Origin of the sequence: Labrenzia sp. THAF187b (assembly GCF_009363375.1) — a bacterium.
Classification (GTDB): domain Bacteria; phylum Pseudomonadota; class Alphaproteobacteria; order Rhizobiales; family Stappiaceae; genus Roseibium; species Roseibium algicola.
Window position 1 is genome coordinate 5988662 of record NZ_CP045344.1, and the last position, 18660, is coordinate 6007321.

General features: G+C 59.1%; 19 protein-coding genes. 5 read left to right on the plus strand and 14 right to left on the minus strand.

The annotated features are described in order from the left end of the window. Position 1: 1 nt before the first annotated feature. Together argF and FIV03_RS27475 are read right to left on the minus strand one after the other, a co-directional pair. Positions 2-931 (minus strand): ornithine carbamoyltransferase, encoded by a 930-nt coding sequence (gene argF, locus FIV03_RS27470; protein ID WP_152511707.1) that lies wholly within the window; start codon positions 929-931, stop codon positions 2-4. After that, entirely contained in the window at positions 931-2127 is a 1197-nt protein-coding gene (locus FIV03_RS27475) for an aspartate aminotransferase family protein (RefSeq protein WP_152511708.1), read from the minus strand. The genes argF and FIV03_RS27475 overlap by 1 nt, the downstream gene beginning before the upstream one ends. Before the next feature lie 440 nt (positions 2128-2567). Between FIV03_RS27475 and FIV03_RS27480 the strand changes: the two genes are divergently transcribed. Further along, a complete protein-coding gene (locus FIV03_RS27480) occupies positions 2568-3104 on the plus strand; it encodes a GcrA family cell cycle regulator (RefSeq protein ID WP_023001812.1) in 537 nt (178 codons plus the stop codon). A 162-nt stretch (positions 3105-3266) separates the two neighbouring features. On the opposite strand, the gene FIV03_RS27485 is transcribed toward FIV03_RS27480, so the two are convergent. From FIV03_RS27485 to FIV03_RS27530, 10 genes are all read right to left on the minus strand, one after another. Continuing rightward, positions 3267-3563 (minus strand): DUF1330 domain-containing protein, encoded by a 297-nt coding sequence (locus tag FIV03_RS27485; protein WP_152511709.1) that lies wholly within the window; start codon positions 3561-3563, stop codon positions 3267-3269. 179 nt (positions 3564-3742) lie between these two features. Further along, positions 3743-4441 (minus strand): phosphate regulon transcriptional regulator PhoB, encoded by a 699-nt coding sequence (gene phoB, locus FIV03_RS27490; protein WP_152511710.1) that lies wholly within the window; start codon positions 4439-4441, stop codon positions 3743-3745. An 80-nt stretch (positions 4442-4521) separates the two neighbouring features. Continuing rightward, positions 4522-5217 (minus strand): phosphate signaling complex protein PhoU, encoded by a 696-nt coding sequence (gene phoU / locus FIV03_RS27495; RefSeq protein WP_023001814.1) that lies wholly within the window; start codon positions 5215-5217, stop codon positions 4522-4524. 31 nt (positions 5218-5248) lie between these two features. Continuing rightward, on the minus strand, positions 5249-6046 hold the full coding sequence (gene pstB / locus FIV03_RS27500; protein WP_152511711.1) for a phosphate ABC transporter ATP-binding protein PstB: 798 nt from the start codon (positions 6044-6046) through the stop codon (positions 5249-5251). Between the two features lie 11 nt (positions 6047-6057). Beyond that, positions 6058-7410, minus strand: a complete 1353-nt coding sequence (gene pstA, locus FIV03_RS27505; protein ID WP_152511712.1) for a phosphate ABC transporter permease PstA — start codon at positions 7408-7410, stop codon at positions 6058-6060. Continuing rightward, positions 7410-8879 carry a phosphate ABC transporter permease subunit PstC gene (gene pstC / locus FIV03_RS27510; protein WP_152511713.1) on the minus strand — a complete coding sequence of 490 codons (1470 nt, stop codon included), beginning with the start codon at positions 8877-8879 and terminating at the stop codon, positions 7410-7412. The genes pstA and pstC overlap by 1 nt, the downstream gene beginning before the upstream one ends. A gap of 65 nt (positions 8880-8944) precedes the next feature. Further along, positions 8945-9985, minus strand: coding sequence for a substrate-binding domain-containing protein (locus FIV03_RS27515; RefSeq protein ID WP_023001818.1), 1041 nt, complete (start codon positions 9983-9985; stop codon positions 8945-8947). Positions 9986-10339: 354 nt separating this feature from the next. Continuing rightward, on the minus strand, positions 10340-11332 hold the full coding sequence (locus FIV03_RS27520) for a substrate-binding domain-containing protein (protein WP_152511714.1): 993 nt from the start codon (positions 11330-11332) through the stop codon (positions 10340-10342). A 162-nt stretch (positions 11333-11494) separates the two neighbouring features. Further along, positions 11495-12850, minus strand: a complete 1356-nt coding sequence (locus tag FIV03_RS27525; RefSeq protein WP_152511715.1) for an ATP-binding protein — start codon at positions 12848-12850, stop codon at positions 11495-11497. A gap of 242 nt (positions 12851-13092) precedes the next feature. Further along, positions 13093-13578, minus strand: coding sequence for an SRPBCC family protein (locus FIV03_RS27530; protein WP_152511716.1), 486 nt, complete (start codon positions 13576-13578; stop codon positions 13093-13095). Between the two features lie 170 nt (positions 13579-13748). Between FIV03_RS27530 and FIV03_RS27535 the strand changes: the two genes are divergently transcribed. Continuing rightward, entirely contained in the window at positions 13749-14651 is a 903-nt protein-coding gene (locus tag FIV03_RS27535; RefSeq protein WP_152511717.1) for an MBL fold metallo-hydrolase, read from the plus strand. 12 nt (positions 14652-14663) lie between these two features. Here FIV03_RS27535 and FIV03_RS27540 read toward each other — a convergent pair whose 3' ends face one another. Further along, on the minus strand, positions 14664-15662 hold the full coding sequence (locus tag FIV03_RS27540) for a DUF1499 domain-containing protein (protein WP_152511718.1): 999 nt from the start codon (positions 15660-15662) through the stop codon (positions 14664-14666). A 189-nt stretch (positions 15663-15851) separates the two neighbouring features. Between FIV03_RS27540 and FIV03_RS27545 the strand changes: the two genes are divergently transcribed. The 3 genes from FIV03_RS27545 to FIV03_RS27550 all read left to right on the plus strand — a co-directional run bounded on the left by FIV03_RS27545 (position 15852) and on the right by FIV03_RS27550 (position 17971). Beyond that, the gene (locus FIV03_RS27545) at positions 15852-16289 is read left to right on the plus strand and encodes a hypothetical protein (protein WP_152511719.1); all 438 of its coding nucleotides are present in this window, start codon (positions 15852-15854) and stop codon (positions 16287-16289) included. A gap of 287 nt (positions 16290-16576) precedes the next feature. Then, complete coding sequence (locus tag FIV03_RS31700; RefSeq protein ID WP_023001827.1) at positions 16577-16720, plus strand: hypothetical protein; 144 nt, start codon at positions 16577-16579, stop codon at positions 16718-16720. A 276-nt stretch (positions 16721-16996) separates the two neighbouring features. Continuing rightward, positions 16997-17971 (plus strand): magnesium transporter CorA family protein, encoded by a 975-nt coding sequence (locus tag FIV03_RS27550; RefSeq protein WP_023001828.1) that lies wholly within the window; start codon positions 16997-16999, stop codon positions 17969-17971. A 43-nt stretch (positions 17972-18014) separates the two neighbouring features. On the opposite strand, the gene pdxH is transcribed toward FIV03_RS27550, so the two are convergent. Then, positions 18015-18650 carry a pyridoxamine 5'-phosphate oxidase gene (gene pdxH, locus FIV03_RS27555; RefSeq protein ID WP_075281437.1) on the minus strand — a complete coding sequence of 212 codons (636 nt, stop codon included), beginning with the start codon at positions 18648-18650 and terminating at the stop codon, positions 18015-18017. Positions 18651-18660: the final 10 nt, after the last annotated feature.

An 18660-nucleotide genomic window follows, 5' to 3' on the forward strand; every position in this document is an offset into this window, starting at 1 on the left:
CTTATGCTGCGCCGAAGCACCAGGCCAGAATGCCCTTTTGGGCATGGAGCCGGTTTTCGGCTTCGTCAAACACAACGGAGTTGGGACCGTCCATGACGTCCGAGGTGACTTCCTCACCCCGGTGGGCCGGCAGGCAATGCATGAACAGGGCGTCCTGGTTTGCCTCAGCCATCAGGCGCTTGTTGACCTGATAGGCGCTGAGGAGATTGTGACGCGATTCCGCATCATCATCACCCATGGACACCCAGCAGTCGGTCACGACACAGTCGGTCCCCTTGACTGCCTCATATGGGTCCGTCGTGACCTGAATGGAACCACCCTTGGCACGAGCAGTTTCAATCAGGTCCATCGGCGGCGCCAGTTCGCCCGGCGTCGCGATGCGCAATTCGAAATCGAAGCGCGGCGCGGCATGAATCCAGGAGGCGAGCACGTTGTTGCTGTCACCGGTCCAGGCAACGCTCTTGCCCTTGATCGAACCGCGATGCTCTTCAAAGGTCAACAGATCCGCCATGATCTGACAGGGATGCGAGAGCTTGGTCAGGCCGTTGATCACCGGCACTGTCGCATTTTCGGCAAGTTCACGCAGGTCGTTGTGATCGAGGATGCGGATCATGATCGCGTCGACGAAGCGTGACAGAACCCGCGCCGTATCGGCGATTGTCTCGCCGCGGCCGAGCTGCATTTCCGCACCGGTCAGCATCAAGGTCTCGCCGCCAAGCTCACGCATGCCGACATCGAAGGAAATGCGCGTACGGGTGGACGGCTGTTCGAAAATCATGGCGAGCACCTTGCCCGCCAGAGGACCCTGGCCGCGATGCACGCCGTTACGGCTCGACTTGATCTTCCGGCTGGTGTCCAGGATGGCGCGCAGTTCTTCGCCTTCGAAGTCCGTCAGATCCAGAAAGTTCCGGTAGGTTCCGTTTGCGGTCATCAGGCCGCTCCTTCCGCCAATTTCGCTTCCACGGCGACAGCAGCCTGTTCCAGGCGCTCGACAGCAATGGAAATTTCCTCTTCGCTCATGGTCAGCGGCGGCATGATGCGCACCACGTTATCGCCGGCAGGAACTGCCAGCAGACCGGCTTCACGGGCTGCAAGCACATAATCTGCTACCGGCACCACGCATTTCAGACCGAGCATCAGGCCGTTGCCGCGCACTTCCGCCAGAACGTCCGGATGGCTATCCACCAGTCCGGCCAGCTTCTGCTTGAAGCTGAGCCCCTTCTGACGGACACCTTCCAGGAACCCGTCTTCCAGAACGACGTCCAGAACGGCATTGCCGACTGCCATGGCCAGCGGATTGCCGCCAAAGGTGGTGCCGTGGGTCCCGGGTGACAGCGCCGCTGCCGTTTCTGCCGTTGCAAGACATGCGCCCATCGGGAACCCGCCGCCGATACCCTTGGCGATTGCCATCAGGTCCGGTTCCACGCCCGCCCACTGGTGAGCGAACAGCTTGCCGGTCCGTCCGACACCGGTCTGGATCTCGTCGAAGATCAGCAGAATGCCGTTGTCATCACAGATCTTGCGCAGCGCACGCAGGAAATCGGCCGGAATTTCGCGGATCCCGCCCTCGCCCTGCACGGGCTCGATCGCGATTGCGGCCGTTTGCGGACCGATGGCATCTTTCAGCGCATCCAGGTCTCCTGCCGGCACCTGATCGAAACCGGGAGCCTTCGGGCCGAAGCCCTCAAGATATTTCGCCTGGCCGCCAGCCGCGATGGTCGCGATGGTCCGGCCATGGAAAGCGCCTTCGAAGGTCACGATGTGGAACCGCTCGGGGTTGCCGTTGTCATAATGATAACGGCGCGCGCATTTGATGGCAGCTTCCATCGCTTCCGCGCCGGAATTCACGAACAGCACCTTGTCGGCAAAGGTTTCCGCGCACAGGCGCTGCGCCAGCCGTTCGCCATCCGGGATCTGGTGCAGGTTGGAGGTATGCCACAGCTTGGCTGCCTGATCCTGCAATGCCTTGACCAGATGCGGATGGGCATGACCGAGTGCGTTGACCGCGATGCCGGAACCGCAATCGAGGAATCGTCGGCCATCGGTGGTAACCAGCCAGACGCCTTCCCCATGATCGAAAGAAAGGTTCGATCTTGCGTAATTTCCGAATAGTGCAGTCGCGGACATAACCTCGTTTGTCTCCTTTAAACGCCCCTGCTGTCCCTGCGTCGCCCCGACGCCGAGCCGTCACCTTGAAAAGATGCCGAAGGGCCAAAACGCAACGTGCCGCCCCGATGAGGCGGCACGCAGCGGCTTTCTTATACACTGCCGGTACCATGCACTGTCAATGGAAATGGCGCACAAGACATTTCATGTGCCGCAGAGGGCGGATTTCATAAAATTCTCAATGACCTCGCCATAATTGGGGAAAAGTCGTTTCATCCCCAACTGGTTTGGGTCGAGTGGTTGCCTGACAAATTAACGTTATTGTAACCTCTCAGCAATCAGACACGAGATCTCGTGAGGCAAATCACCAAGAGGCACTAGATCTGCCAGCATTAAGCGTGCTTGCGCATGCTTAACACGGGGTTAATGGCCGCAGGACGGTCAAACTAAAGGGTGCGGCAATGAGTTGGACAAACGAACGAGTTGAGCTTCTCAAAAAGCTTTGGGGCGACGGCTTGAGCGCAAGCCAGATCGCAGGCGAACTGGGTGGTGTTACCCGTAACGCCGTGATCGGCAAGGTGCACCGCCTTGGCCTGTCCGGCCGCGCCAAGTCCACCTCTTCAAGCGCCAAGCCGCGCCGGCCGCGCACCGCAGCTCCTGCCACGGGTGCAGCGCCGAAGAAACCGACGACGTCACATCCGCAGTCGATCGGCGCAACGGCCCTGAAAGCAGACATCTCGCCTGCACCAGTGGTGGCTGCCAAGCCGCGCGTGGAGCCGATTGCAGAACTTGTTCCGATCTCGCAGCGGGCAACGATCCTGACGCTGACCGAGCGGACCTGCAAATGGCCGATTGGCGACCCGGCAACCGACGACTTCTACTTCTGCGGCCGCCAGTCCGATGCCGGCGTCCCCTACTGCGCTCATCACTGCAAGATCGCGTATCAGCCGGTCGCCGACCGCCGCCGCGACCGCAAGACGATGGCTCAGGCAGGCTGATAGCCTCGCACCGAACCAATTCATGAGAAAGCCCGCCATCTGGCGGGCTTTTTTCGTTCCTTGAACACACTTTCGATCGCCAATGACTGGTCGCAAACCCGCTTTCGGAATCTCGCAGGAAGTGTGACTTTCTCTCGCGCTCCCGAGGCTAACGGCATCCGGTTATTCGACTAGTCTATCGACCAGGATCGCGTTCAACCTGGAACCGGAGCGCCGCAGCTTCGCAAGATCTTGAAATTCCGCAGAAGTCCAGAAATCGTTAGCGCTTTCCCGGTCAGGGAACTCGAGGATAAAAGCTGCATCCGGGATCAACAGATCCCCTTCAAGACCGCTGGGATTGCCACCACGGACAAGGAACCGCCCTCCATGTGCCGCAACCAGGTCTGGAATTCTTGCAAAGTACTCCGCCATCCAGTCGCGATTTTGAATTTGCATCTGGCCGATCACAAACGCTGTCATGAGTTCACTTTCAAAACGGGCTGATCTCCACCCCGAAGCTAGCCAATCAACAACAACGGTACAACCGCGCCGCCTGGCATGCTGGTTCCCGGAGGTGTTTCCTCCGTGATGAAAAACTTGAGGGCAAGACAAAAAAGCCCGCCAATGGCGGGCTTCATTCAGGGCGTTGGCCGGTGAAATCAGCCGACTGCCGTGAACTGGTCATTAAAGGCGTATCCGGCACCACGGACGGTACGGATAGGATCCTTCGCCTTGCCCTTGTTCAGAGCCTTGCGCAAGCGACCGACGTGAACATCGACAGTGCGTTCGTCCACGTAGACATCGTGACCCCAGACCCCATCCAGCAGTTGTTCGCGGGAGAAGACACGGCCAGGCGATGTCATCAGGAATTCCAGCAGGCGGAATTCCGTCGGCCCCAGGTGTATTTCCTTGGTGTTGCGGCGAACACGGTGCGTTTCGCGATCCAGTTCGATATCGCCCGACCGCAACATGCTGGACACCACTTCCGGGCTTGCCCGGCGCAGGATGGCGCGCACGCGGGCCATCAATTCCGGTACCGAGAAAGGCTTGACCACGTAGTCGTCGGCACCGGTCGACAGGCCGCGGATGCGCTCTGCTTCCTCACCGCGTGCCGTCAGCATGATGACCGGCAGGCGCTCGGTGTCTTCGCGCGCCCGCAGGCGGCGGCACAGTTCAATTCCGGACAGTCCCGGCAGCATCCAGTCGAGCAGCAACAGATCCGGCAGGCTTTCCCGCAGGCGGATTTCCGCCTCATCACCCCGGACACAGGACTCGACCGAGTACCCTTCCGCTTCCAAATTGTATCTCAATAGAAGGCTGAGCGGTTCTTCGTCTTCAACGATGAGCACCTTCGGCATACATCTCGCTCCAATTACCGCAACCGGCGCCGAAGCGCCGGCCGTTAAGATCTTCTGCAAATCCGACGATTACCAGCAGGTCAGACCGCGCCTGTTTCGTCGACCTTTGCCCGGTCTTCCGGCAAACGCTCGCCAGTGACCATGTAGTAGACGTTCTCGGCGATGTTCGTCGCGTGATCGCCGATGCGCTCGATGTTCTTTGCGCAGAACAAGAGATGGACGCACTGGGTAATGACCCGCGGGTCTTCCATCATGTAGGTCAGGAGTTCACGGAAGATCGACGTGTAGATCGCATCGACCTCGGCATCGGCTTCCTGAACCCGGCGGGCGGCTTCCGCATCCTTCCGGGCGTAGGCATCCAGCACCTGCTTGAGCTGCGAAAGAGCGAGTTCCGTCATGTGCTCCACACCGATCGCGAGCTTCTTGGACTGCAAGTCGCTGTCGATGGCGATGACGCGCTTGGCAACGTTCTTTGCAAGATCGCCAACACGCTCCAGGTCATTGGCAATGCGCGTTGCAGCGGTGATTTCACGCAGGTCCTGCCCCATAGGCTGGCGGCGGACGATCAGCTCGATCAGCTTGACTTCAAGTTCGTTGTAAAGGCTGTCCAGCCGGACATCGCCCTTGATCGTCGCCTTGGCAAGCTCCAGATCCTGCGACACCAGCGCGGACACCGCATCGGCGAAAGCCTTTTCGGCAATACCACCCATTTCGGCAACCTTGCCGGCCATGGCCGTCAGTTCGTCATCGTAAGCCGAGACTGTATGTTCAGACATCCTGTGTCCCCTTCAGAAACCTAAAAAATGCTTAGCCGAAGCGGCCCGTAATATAGTCCTGCGTACGCTTGTCCTTCGGATTGGTAAAGATGTCCTCCGTCAGACCTTCCTCCACCAAAATACCCAGGTGGAAGAACGCGGTACGCTGAGACACACGGGCAGCCTGCTGCATCGAGTGGGTCACGATCACGATGGTGAAGTTTTCCCGCAGTTCGTCGATCAGCTCTTCCACCTTCGCGGTCGCGATGGGGTCGAGTGCCGAGCACGGTTCGTCCATCAGGATCACTTCCGGGCTGACGGCAATCGCGCGGGCAATGCACAGACGCTGCTGCTGACCGCCCGACATGCCGGTGCCCGGCTCGTCCAGACGGTTTTTGACTTCTTCCCAAAGTCCGGCCTTCTGCAGGCTGGAGGCAACGATCTCATCAAGCTCGGACTTGCTGCGGGCCAGTCCATGGATCCGCGGACCGTACGCAATGTTGTCGTAGATCGACTTGGGAAACGGGTTCGGCTTCTGGAACACCATGCCGACCTTGGCACGCAGCTGTACGGGATCGACCTTGGGATCGTAGATGTCCTCACCGTCGATCTTGATCGACCCTTCCACACGGCAGATGTCGATGGTGTCGTTCATACGGTTGATCGTCCGCAGGAACGTTGACTTGCCACATCCGGACGGACCGATGAAGGCAGTCACGGACCGCGGCTGGATCTCGATGTCCACGTCCTTGATGGCGTGGGTATCGCCATAATAGACCTGCACCTTGTTCGCGGAAATTTTGCTGTCGGTCATGGTTTTCGCCTGTTCAAAATTCGGCATCTCGTTCATCGGAGCAATCCTTACCAGCGGCGTTCAAACCTGCGGCGCAGGATGATAGCGATAATGTTCATGGTCATGAGGAAGACCAGCAGCACGATGATCCCGCCCCAAGCGCGTTCATAGAAGGCCGGGTCGGCACGTTTCGCCCACTCGTAGATCTGGGCCGGCATGGCCGAGTTCGGAGAGAAGAAACCGGCAGCCACACCGTCCGGGAAATTGGAGGCGATGAAGCCGACCATCCCGATCAGGAGCAGCGGAGCGGTTTCCCCAAGCGCCTGTGCCAGACCGATGATCGTGCCGGTCAGAATGCCCGGCATTGCCAGCGGCAGGACATGGTGGAAGATCGACTGCATCTTGGAGGCGCCAATGCCAAGGGCCGCATCGCGGATGCTCGGCGGAACAGCCTTCAAGGAGGCGCGGGTGGAGATGATGATCGTCGGAAGTGTCATCAGCGTCAGCACCAGGCCACCGACCAGCGGTGCGGATTGCGGCAGATGCATGAACTGGATGAACACCGCCAGACCGAGAATACCGAAAACGATGGACGGAACCGCGGCCAGGTTGGAGATATTCACCTCGATCAGATCTGTGAACTTGTTCTGCGGAGCGAACTCTTCCAGGTAGATGGAAGCGGCCACGCCGATCGGCAGCGACAGGAACAGCACCACCAGCATCATGAACAGCGACCCGATCATGGACGCCCCGATGCCGGCCTGCTCCGGACGGCTGTCGGAAGCATCGGTCCCGGTGATGAAGGCCCAGTTGAAGCGCTTCTCCAGAATGCCGGCGGACTGCATCTGGTCAGCCAGATCCAGGTGTGCCGCATCCAGATTCTTGTCTTCGGCAAGATCCTCGCGCTTGACGCGGCCCTTCAGGTAGCCGTCGACACGGGATGAGGCGATCAGCTCGAAGGTTACCGTCGAACCGATCTTGTCCGGGTTGGCAAGCGCAAAGTCACGGACCGTGGCGGCAGCACCCGACGAGAACAGCTTTTGCAGGTCTTTTTCCGACATGTCTGTGGTGATGTTTGCACCGGCGAGTTCCTTGGCAAAGGCGTCGTCGATGATGGCCCGGTACTTGGACGTCTTGACCACCGACTTTTCCGCTTCGGCAATCTGCTCCTGATTGAGCGGTACATCCACCTTCAGGAAGGTCTGGCTGAAGGCGCCAAGGCCGTTGGACAGAATTGCCCACAGCAGCGCAACGAGGAAGAACAGGCCGATGCCGATGGCAATGATGCCGTAGAGCTTGAAGCGCGCTTCAGCGGCGTTGCGCTTTCTGGTCAGCGGATCGAGTTCGAGGATCGACGTGGTCTTGTGCGGGGTCGGAGCGCTGGTCTTGCCCGACGGTGGCGTAAGGGTCGTGTCGGTCATTAGTCGTACTGCTCCCGATATTTGCGCACGATGTAGAGCGCGACGATGTTGAGCCCCAGGGTCACGACGAACAGGGTCATGCCGAGCGCGAAGGCGACAAGGGCTTCCGGGGAGGCAAAGTCGGCGTCGCCGGTGAGCTGGCTGACGATCTTCGCGGTCACGGTGGTCATCGCTTCGAGCGGGTTCATGCTGAGGCGGGCAGCCGCGCCGGCCCCCAGAACAACAATCATGGTTTCACCGATGGCGCGAGAGGCCGCGAGCAGGATGGCCCCGACGATCCCCGGCAGGGCCGCCGGCAGAATGACCTGCTTCACGGTTTCCGAATGGGTGGCACCAAGCCCGAGCGAACCGTCACGCATGGCCTGCGGCACAGCGTTGATGATGTCGTCGGAGAGCGAGCTGACGAAAGGGATCAGCATGATGCCCATGACAGCGCCCGCGGTGAACACCGAGGAAGCACCGGACATCCAGCTTACGCCGAGCGCACCGCCGGAGCCGAAGACGTTCATCAGAAGCGGGCCGACTGTGAGCAGCGCGAAGAGACCGTAAACGATGGTTGGAATACCGGCCAGGATCTCGAGCAGCGGCTTGGCAACGGCGCGTACGTGCGGCGTTGCATACTCAGACAGGTAGATGGCAGCGAACAGACCGATAGGCACGGCGACGGCGAGTGCGATCAGGGAGATATACATGGTCGCCCAGATCAGCGGCACGATCCCCAGCTCCGATCCACCGCCGAAGCTCGGCGCCCAGGTCAGGCCGAAGAAGAAGTCCGCGGCCGGATAGAGCCGGAAGAACTCGACCGTGTTGAAGATCAGCGAAAGCACGATGCCGACAGTCGTCAGGATGGCGATCGAGGCTGCTGCAATCAGGATATAGCGGACGACCGTTTCCACGACGTTGCGGGCACGGAAATCCTTGTTGGTGCGCAGAACACCGACAGCGAAACCGATCAGGCCGACCGCCAGAACGGCGATTGTCCGTAACAGCAGGCCTGTGCCAGAGATGCTGCGGTATGTCTGCGCGGCCCGCAACGTTTCGGCGGTCACTTCGGAACCGAGCGCGACACCTATCTCGCCGAGACGGCTGCGCACGTCGGTCAGATCGGTACGGATGGAAGACGCCATGTCGGCCGACATGGCACCTTGAGAAACGGCAAGGTCGAGACCCTCGGCAACACGTACGACGTCGCTCATGACGAGGTCGAGCGAACTTGCGGCAATGGTCTCTTCGGAAATCTTGGAGGAAACCTGACTGTCAAGAATGATGGGCTGGAAGATCAGCCACGCAATGAGCAGCAGGAGGGCAGGAACCAGTATCGAAACAACGACGTTCCAGCCGTAATAACCAGGCAGGGAATGGAGCTCTCGCACATCCCCTCCGGCAGAACTTAAGGCTTTTCCGCGGCCGACTATGTATCCGGCGACAGCCAGAACCAGCAGCGCAATAAGAATATATGGAAGTGACATAGGGCGACCCAACCGGCAAAGAAGAAAGAAAGGGCGGCCGAAGCCGCCCTTCCGGAAAGATGTGCTTAGTTGCCCATCGTTTCTTCGGCTTCGATGGAAGCCTGCGTAGCGGCAAGCTCCGGATCGGAAACCAGGCCATACTGGGCCAGCGGGCCGTCCGGGCCAGCGATTTCGTCAGAAACGAAGAACTGAGCGTATTCTTTCAGGCCCGGGATAACGCCGATGTGTGCCTTCTTGATGTAGAAGAACAGCGGACGGGAAACCGGGTACTCACCCTTGGCGATGGTTTCGGTGGACGGAGCGATACCGGCCATCGTTGCCACTTTGAGTTTGTCGGTGTTGTTCTCGTAGAACGCCAGGCCGAAAACGCCAACGCCGTTCGGGTTGGAGTCGATGCGAGCCAGGGTCTCGGTGTAGTCGCCGTCGATGTCGACCGACTTGCCGTCCGTGCGAACTGCGATGCAGGCGTCTTCAGCGTCGTCTTCGGACATGCCGCCGTCGATCATGGCTTTCAGAGCGCCGGATTCTTCACAGCCAACAGCCAGAACTTTTTCTTCGAACACTTCACGGGTGCCGTGCTTGGTGCCCGGGATGAAAGCAGCAATTTCCGCGTCCGGCAGGGAAGCGTCAACTTCGGACCACTTGGTGTACGGGTTGTCGACGATCTGACCGTCCTTCAGGACTTTCGGGGACAGAGCGTTGAACCACTGAACCTGGGTGAATTCGTTGAAAGCCGGGCCGTCTTTCTGGGAAGCGAAGACGATGCCATCGTAGCCGATGCGGACTTCGATGATGTCTTTCACGCCAGCTTCGGCACAAGCCTTGATTTCCTTCTCGCGGATAGCGCGGGAAGCGTTTGCGATGTCGATGGTGTTTTCGCCAACGCCGGTGCAGAACTTTTTCAGACCAGCAGAGGAGCCACCGGATTCAACGACCGGTGTCGGGAAATCGGTGTTTTCGCCGAATGCTTCAGCAACGATGGAAGCATAGGGAAGAACCGTGGAGGAACCAGCAATCTGCACCTGGTCGCGGGCCTGAGCCGAACCAACGAATGCAGTGGAAGCAACGGCAAGAGCAGTTGCGCTAACGAGGGTCGTAAATTTCACTTGACCACTCCCTTTGAATGTCAAGGTTTCTAGATGATCACCGCGCTTGGATGTGCACGAGCGATGCGGGGAACCTAGGCTCCACGGATGAGAGTTCTATGACAGTTCCTTTTCAGTTTTGTGACAATTTAAGATGCTGAAATTACTCAAGAAAACCTGTTCCTTGACGGTTTTATGTCGCAAAGGGTCACAAAAACCCGCCTCGAGGCGCACATGGTGCAGCTCTCGCTTGCCTCGGCAAAGCTGACAGGAATCCCTTTTATCCATCTGGCGAGCCTTACGCCTGATAAGGGAGGCTTTCAGGCACCTGCCGCAGCGGCCGAACGGGATTATGCATTACCCGGCTCGGGTCGGTCAGAGTTGCAAGGCCGGCAACGTCATTGCGTCGGCCGCCTCTTGCGCGCGTTTTTCGGCAGACAGGGGAATCAGTCCCTTGCTCGCCAGATACCCATCGTCACCCCAGGCCTCTTCGCTGGTGAAGGCAGCCACATACTCCTCCATGCCAGGAATAAGGCCGACGTGTTCCTTCTTGATGTAGAAAAACAGCGGGCGGGACACCGGGTATTCCCCGGAGGCAATCTTTTCGAACGTCGGCTCGACCCCGTTGACGCCGACACTCTGGATCTTGTCCCGGTTCTGCATCAGGAAGGAATAACCGAAGATGCCGACCGTCACGGGATTGGCCTCCAGAGCACCGACGATCAGGTCGTCGTTCTCGCCCGCTTCGACAAAGCTGCCGTCCCGGCGAATGCGGGTGCAACCGTCCTTTTCCAGATCCTTGACCGTCTTGCAGCCTTCTTCCATGACAAGTTCCTCGAACGCGTCACGGGTGCCGGAGGTCGGAGGCGGTCCAAGCACCTCGATCTCCTCGTTCGGCAAGTCCGCATCTATGTCAGACCAGGCGAGGTTGCCGTTGTCGACAAGCTGTCCGTCCTTCGGAAGTTTCTCGGCCAGTGCCTCGAAGATCTGCTCCACTGTCAGGGTGAATTTCGGGCCATTGCGCGAATTGGCCAGCACGATGCCGTCATAGCCGATTTCCACTTCGACCGGCGTGACACCGTTTGCGAGACAGGTGTCCAGTTCCGAAGGTTTCATTCGCCTGGATGCATTGGTGATGTCCGGTGTGTGTTCACCAACGCCCTTGCAGAACAGGCTGAAGCCGGTACCCGAGCCCGTGGATTCGACAATCGGGAACTTTACGCCGTTGCTGCCGACCGCTTCTGCGACCGCGGTCGCAAACGGAAATACCGTGGACGAGCCGACGATAAGCAATCGGTCACGCGCTTCGGCGGTCAGGGATGCCAAACAAAAAACGCCACACAACACAGCGCGGGCTGAAAAATACATCGGCACGTTAAAACTCCTGGACAAAAATGCTGGCGCGATCCGGCAAGACAGGCCTTCCTTGCGGCGGATCGCCTGACCGGTCACAAAAGACTTTTCCGATCTTGCAGTGGCAAGTCTCTAGCAGTCTCGCGTCTCAGGAATACGACAGTCGCCAATCCGGCATCAGGCGGAGATCTTCTCGGGCAGACCTTCAACGTTCCCCATGGCTGGCAAACTGACCTTGAACGTTGCCCCCTGCCCCGGCTCGCTCTCCACCTCCAACCGGCCCCTGTGGCGTGTCAGGATGTGTTTCACGATGGCAAGCCCGAGGCCCGTCCCCTTCATCGCCCGGCTCGATTCGACATCGACCCGGTAGAACCTCTCTGTCAGGCGCGGCAGGTGCTCACGCGGAATGCCCTCACCGTAGTCGCGTACCGAAAGTTGCCAGGTCAGTGCATCCTGCGGTGTCTGCGGTCTTTCAAGACCGACGTCGACGAACTTGCCGTCATGGCCGTATTTCAGCGCGTTTTCGATCAGGTTTTCCGTCACCTGGATGAGCTCGTCCCTGTCGCCCCTGATCCGCACGGGGGTGTCCGGGAGTTGAAGCCGGATCTCGACGCCCATGTCCGAGGCCAGCGGGGACAGCGCATCCGTCGTATGCCGGACGATTTCTGACAGATCGACAGCATTTGCGGGACGGACGTGCGCCTTCAGCTCGATCCGCGACAGCGACAGGATATCATCGATCAACCGGCGCATGCGCCCAGCCTGATCCAGCATGATGGACAGGAACCTGTCCCGCGCTTCCGGATCGTTGCGCGCAGGTCCTTGCAAGGTCTCGATAAATCCGGTGAGCGAGGCCAGAGGCGTGCGCAGTTCGTGGCTGGCATTGGCGACGAAGTCCGTGCGCATGCGTTCAAGCCGGCGATTTTCTGTCAGGTCCTGAATGACCACCAGAATGAAGTCCGGCAAGCTCGGCATCTTTTCCAGACCCGCGCTTCCGGGCATGTAGATCGGCGAGATATGAGCCTCGTACCAGGTTTCGGTCGGCACCTTCTCGATCCAGCTGATCTTCTCGGCCTCACCCGTTGTGCAGACGCGGTCGAACGCTTCCAGCAGCGAAGGAGCCCGGAGCGAGAAGGACAGAGGATCCCCCGGTTTCACGCCTTCATAAATCGACAGCGCCTGCTTGTTGACATAGCGGGTGATGCCCCGCCCGTCGGCAACGAAGCAGGGTGTCGGCAACGCATCAACGGTGACCTTCATGCCCGTACCCGGCCACATCCTGCGGATTTCCCGCTGGGCATTCAGCTTGACCCTGCGGCTCGAAGACTTGCGTGGCACGAAACAGGCCACGACAACAATTGCCGCCATGGCGAGCAGCGCCGTCGTCAACGGCACTTCATGGAAGAAGACCGCGCCTGCGGCTGCAGCAAACGCGAACAGCAGAATCCAGCGAGCTTCGCCAAGTCGGGTCAGCGGCGATGCGGCCTGCCGGTCTTCAGCAGGCTCTTCGATTGGCGAAGGCGGTTGGGTCATGGACGGTCGAGCGAATTCGTTTCAGCAGTTAGGTGTCCCGAGTGCAGACACTATTTCGACGTCTCAGTAAATGTGCAAGACCGGAATAGGGAGATCGGGGCAGCGTCGGACCACTCCCCTAACACGGAAAGCATGTCAGCCAAGCGACAGACAAATACACCCCTGAAAACGGGCTCCCCCACCAACACTGTTCGCGTCAGATGAACTGTAACTGCCGAACGGGCGCTAAATACCCGCACCAATCACGAATTTTGAGGCAAGGGATGTCTGGCGGCGGATTTCAGGTTGTCCAGTATACGCGGCCAGCCATCAGGCTGGCGCATGCGTTCCAGATATTCCGCTCCCGCTTCACCATGTCTCAGAAACTCACTGTGAACGATTTCAAGGCGCGTGCTGTCCCCGGCCTCGCGGAAGTTCACCATGACACGGCTTGCCGTCGCAGGATCCGCAACGTCCTCGCCATCCCGGCTAACTTGCCAGGCCAGACGAATGTAAAGTGGCGGCTCCAGTGAGAGGACGGTTCCCCAAACCCTGTGCTGGCCTTCACTGTCGATCTCATAACAGCTACCACCCGCGTAGGGATCGATACCCGCCTGAACCTTGCCGTCGCCCGCATCCTTGAAAGGCGATGTCCACCACAGATCAAGCCGGTCGACAAACAGTGAAAACGCCTGGCTCCGCGGCAGATTCAACATGCCTTCAACCCGGCACTCGGTGTCATGTGTCATGATTTTCCGTCAAATTCGTTCTTTCCAACCCCAAACGCACTGTTTCACATTTGGACCCGGCTTGGCAAAGTACCGCTTCCCTAGCCGATTCAAACGTCAGATACATGACGTACAGACCGAGGCAGAACCCGCCGAGACCGGCGCCCCTGGCGGAACCAACTGGAGACATCATGAAGCACGATCGCGCGTTCGATCCGCAATATGGAACTGCCGTCGAGCTGATGCCGGGCGTGCGCCGGCTGACGGTAAACAACCCGGGGCCCTTCACCTTTCATGGCACCAACAGCTATCTGCTGGGGACCAGTCGTCTGATCTGCGTTGACCCCGGGCCTGCCCTGGAAGGTCAGGTCGACACCATCTTGAAGGCTGCACAGGGCGCAGTCATCGAGGCGATCCTGATCACCCACACGCATGTGGATCATTCGCCGGGCGCACGGCTGTTGAAAGAAAGAACCGGTGCCGAGATCATCGGGTGTGGGCCACACCGGCCGGCACGAGCGCTTCTCGAAAACGAGGTCAATCCGCTCGACGCCAGCGGCGACAAGGACTACGCGCCCGACAGGTTGCTGGAAGATGGCGAGATGTTCGAGGCTGCAGGCATTTCGCTGGAAGCCGTCGCCACCCCCGGCCACACGTCCAACCATCTGTGTTTTGCCCTTGCCGGGGAACCGGTTCTGCTGTCGGCCGATCATGTCATGGGCTGGTCGACATCGGTCGTCGCCCCACCCGACGGCAGCATGCGGGACTACATGGCCTCGATAGACAAACTGCTGGCCCGTTCCGAATCCGTCTATCTGCCTGGACACGGCGGTATTGTTCGCAACGCCATCGACTACGTCCGCGACCTGAAGCAGCACAGGCTCGACCGGGAAGCCTCTATCCTTCATGAACTGGCAAAAGGCGAAAGATCGATTCCGGAAATCGTATCGGTGCTCTATGCAGCGGTTGATCCGGCGCTGCACCCGGCGGCAGGTCTGTCCGTATTCGCGCACCTGGAGGACCTTGCGGACAGGGGCCGCGTCGAAGCCAGTCCGGAGCTGTCTCTTGCCGCCCGCTATCGCCTCACCGGCTGAGCCTGCAAGCGATCAGCCTTCCAGATCGACCGCATCCAGACCTTCGGCAACCGGCGCATCCTCGTCCTCGAAATAGGGTTTGAAGCTCGGCAACGGAATGGTTTCGCGCAAGTCTTCAACCGGTTCGGCCGGCAGGTCTTCTTCCAGCTCGGTCTCGTCGACCGAAAGCCGCGCCAGATCGCCATATGTTTCCAGGAGCACACGGTCGATCTCGCTGAAGACAAGGCGAATCCGGTCCGCATTGTCGGTCAGGTCCTTCAGCGGTGTGCGCGAACGCGAACGAACGTCAAGCAGGGCCCCGACCGAATCCGGCCGGACACGCAGTACGATGTCGTGTTTCAATCCCAGGATCTGCGAAGTGCCCTCGGCCTGCAGATAGGTCGGTGCATCAAGGAGATCGGGCGGCAGTTCGTCAACGACCTGCCAGTTCAGACCTTCAAGCGCCTTGACACTCGCCGCATGCAGTTGAGCGGTAGAAATGCGGTATCGGCGCGGAACGATATCGGGGTAAAGACGGTCTTCCGCCGAATTGGCCATAGCACTCATGCCCGGCGCGGCACCGGTATAAGCGGCAACGGCCGGCCAGACGTCTTCAACAAGCGCGGTGTTCAGCCAGTCGAGAAAAGGCTGTTCGCTTGAAGCCACATTTGTTTCAAGTTCGGGTGGATCGGTTCGGTTGGTGGCCAGGTCGCTCGCTCCCGCGTGCATGACCAGCATTCCGACCACAAGCACAGGCGTCGCAAGCGCCAGCAGCCCCAGGAACAAACCTGTGAGCGCCGCCGGCACGCCGGGTCCGCCATAGGTCCAGATCCGGTGAAAGCCGAACAGGGCGAGCAGAATGGCGGCGAACGCAATCGTAGCCGCTGCAATCAGAGACAGGACAAATACATCCGCGTCGATCAGGCCGAACCGCTTTGCCAGAAAGGCAATTGCCGCGAGCGCCAGCGCCACGGAGCCGGTCGTGCGACTGGCCGGTGCCGAAGCTGTTTTATAGACGGCGTAGCGCTTCATGAGATCCTATCTCGCCTGGCTTGCCGCATTGGCGCGGCAAGGTGTCCACCTGATTGTTTCTTCGTTTACAGCCAATTTGTCAAAAATGAACTTCACTTCGACAGTGAACACATCATACATTCCTTCTGGGCAAACGATAAACGTGCAAGCAAGACACGCCGGAACTACAGTTGCAAATCGGGGTAAGGCATGACCGGATTGCGGTCCCGTCATACGGCGAGCGAACAGGAACACCACGCTGCCGGTGACGGAAAACAAAAGGCGTTTTCACCATTTGGCTTGTTTCGGCCGGGCTCTGCCAATATCTGCCTGTGCCACCTGCTGGTTCTGACGATACTCCTGTCGCCCATCGCCCTGGCATTTGCGATCCTCTATGCCGAACCGGGCGGACGCTGGCTACAGGCCCACTATCACTACCTGCGGACAACCATTGCCCTCTTGGTCATAGGCCTCGGCACTGGTGGCCTGATGATCCTTCTCGGAGCTTCGATCTCTTCTGCATTGATGCTGGCCGGACTGGGGCTTTGTGCCACGACGGTACTGCTCAGCTACGCGCGGTCGCTGCTTGGATTCTTCAGTGCCTTGCGCGGCTCTCCACTACGGAATCACAGAAGCTATTTCATATGAATGGGCAGTCATATACTTACCCAAATGACTGGCAAGCTTAATTCGTAAATAAATCCTTACCGTATTACTTCAAATCCGGCCGGGATTCGTTACATCTTGTTATTGTTTTTGACTGGCCGATTTCCGCCAATAAGCGCATGCTTTTTCACATCCATTGCGAAAACCGGCTGAAAGGCGTGTTTTCTGCCTTCCGTTTGCCGCAATTGGATACGACATGCACACCGCCCGCGAGCCATGAAAACTTTAACCCAGAGAGCGGGCACTGGAAAAGACAACGGACGAGACAAATGTCTGAGCAATCTGCCCGCCCTGCCCCGAAGCAAAGCGCCGACGCGAAACTGGTGAACCTCTACAAGCCCGTCGGCATCGCAGCCCTCAATGCAGCTGCCCTTTGCAAGAATTCGGGCACGGTGGCCAAAAAGAAGAACTGAGCCGCTGCGCCATAGCGTTCGAAGACGCGGCAAGCCGCTGGTGACGGCCAGCTTGCCATGGTGTTTCGAGACGCTGTTTGAATACCGGCATGACCGGTCCAGGATAGCGTTCGGACATGCAATCGGTGACGATTGAATGTCCGCGATCCTGAAGCGGCCAAGCCCCGTCGGGGTGCCGCAAAATCACTTTCTTCAGACGGTTGCCGTCTTCCGATCTGTTGGGCAAACTGCCGCCGAACAGGGCACGCTCCGTGTCCTTCGGCGGAGATTGCCTGCATGATCATTGCCTACTGCCCGACCGTCAAAGGTCTGGAGCGTCTTGAGCTTGCCTCCGGCGCCCCCCTTCCGACCACGTCTGTATGGATCGACCTGGTCGCCCCGACGCAGGAAGAGCAAAAGGCAGCAGAAAAGCTGATGGGCGCGGAAATCCCGACACGGGACGAGATCGCCTCCATCGAAACCTCCGAACGCCTTTATCTGGAGCCCGGCGCCGTGGTGATGACCGCGCAGCTTCCGATCGCCACGCAGATGATCGACCCGGCGCTTTCGTCTGTCACATTTGTCGTCAATGCCAAGCGACTGGTGACAGTGCGCTATGGCGAACCGAAATCCATCGCCCTTCTGTCCCGCAAGGTTCAGGCCGATTCGACGATCGCCCACAAGGGGCCGGCTGTTCTCTTCACGATGCTCGACATCATCGTCGACCGGTGTGCGGATGAAATGGAAAGCGCGTCAGCGCGGTATGACAAACTGGCAGTGCAGGTGTTCGGCGACGGCCTCAACATGCGCAAGACCGCAAGCTATCAGATCGCCATCAAGCAACTGGGACAGATCGGACTGCATGTGTCCAAGATGCACGATGTCTGCACCAGCCTGTCGCGGATGATGCTTTACCTCAGCACACATGCCAAACGTCTGAACCTGAATGAGGAACAGGAAGCCGACTGCAAGATGTTCGGCAGGGACATCCATTCCATCAAGGAACACGGCGACGCACTGGACAACAAGCTGTCCTTCCTCCTCGACGCAACGGTCGGCCTCGTCACGCTGGAGCAGAACCAGATCTCGAAGATCTTTACGGTCGTCAGCGTGATCTTTCTGCCACCGACCTTGATCGCATCGATCTACGGCATGAACTTTGCCAACATGCCCGAGCTGAACTGGCAGCTCGGGTTCCTGTTCTCGTTGGGCCTGATGGTGTCGTCGGTCGGGCTGACGTTCCTGTTCTTCCGCTGGAAACGCCTGCTATAACCGGTCCGGCATCTTGAAACTTTCGACCCCTGTCGCAGGCACGTTACGGATAAAGGCGCGCCTTGGACCATGGCTGATCCGCGCCAGTTCGGGTGAACTGCACGCGGTCATGAAGCCGGAACGGCCGGTCGTGCCAGAATTCGATGGAAACCGGCACCAGGCGCATGCCTGACCAGTGGTCGGGCCGCGGAATGTCGCCGATACCGAACTTGGCGGTATATTTCGCCACTTCCTTTTCCAGCGCGAAACGGCTTTCCAGCGGCCGCGATTGCCTGGACGCCCAGGCACCGATCCGGCTGCCGCGCGGCCGGGAGCGGTAATATTCGTCCGCTTCCTCGTTCGAAACCTGTTCGACCAGACCGCGAATGCGAACCTGCCGGCGCAAGGACTTCCAGTGGAAGCACATTGCAGCCTTGCCGGCGGAGAGCAGCTCCTGCCCCTTGGCGCTTTCGAAATTTGTGTAAAAAACAAAGCCGCGTTCGTCGAAGTCCTTCAGCAGAACCATCCGCACATTCGGCAGGCCGTCTGCGTCGACGGTCGACAGCGCCAGTGCGTTGGGATCGTTGGGCTCAGAAGCCCTGGCGTCCTCAAGCCATTCTGCAAAAAGCTCAAATGGCTTCACTACCTCTGTAAAGTCACCTTTTGTTAACTCTTCAGGGGGATCTTTAAGGTCTGTCATCGGTAACCTG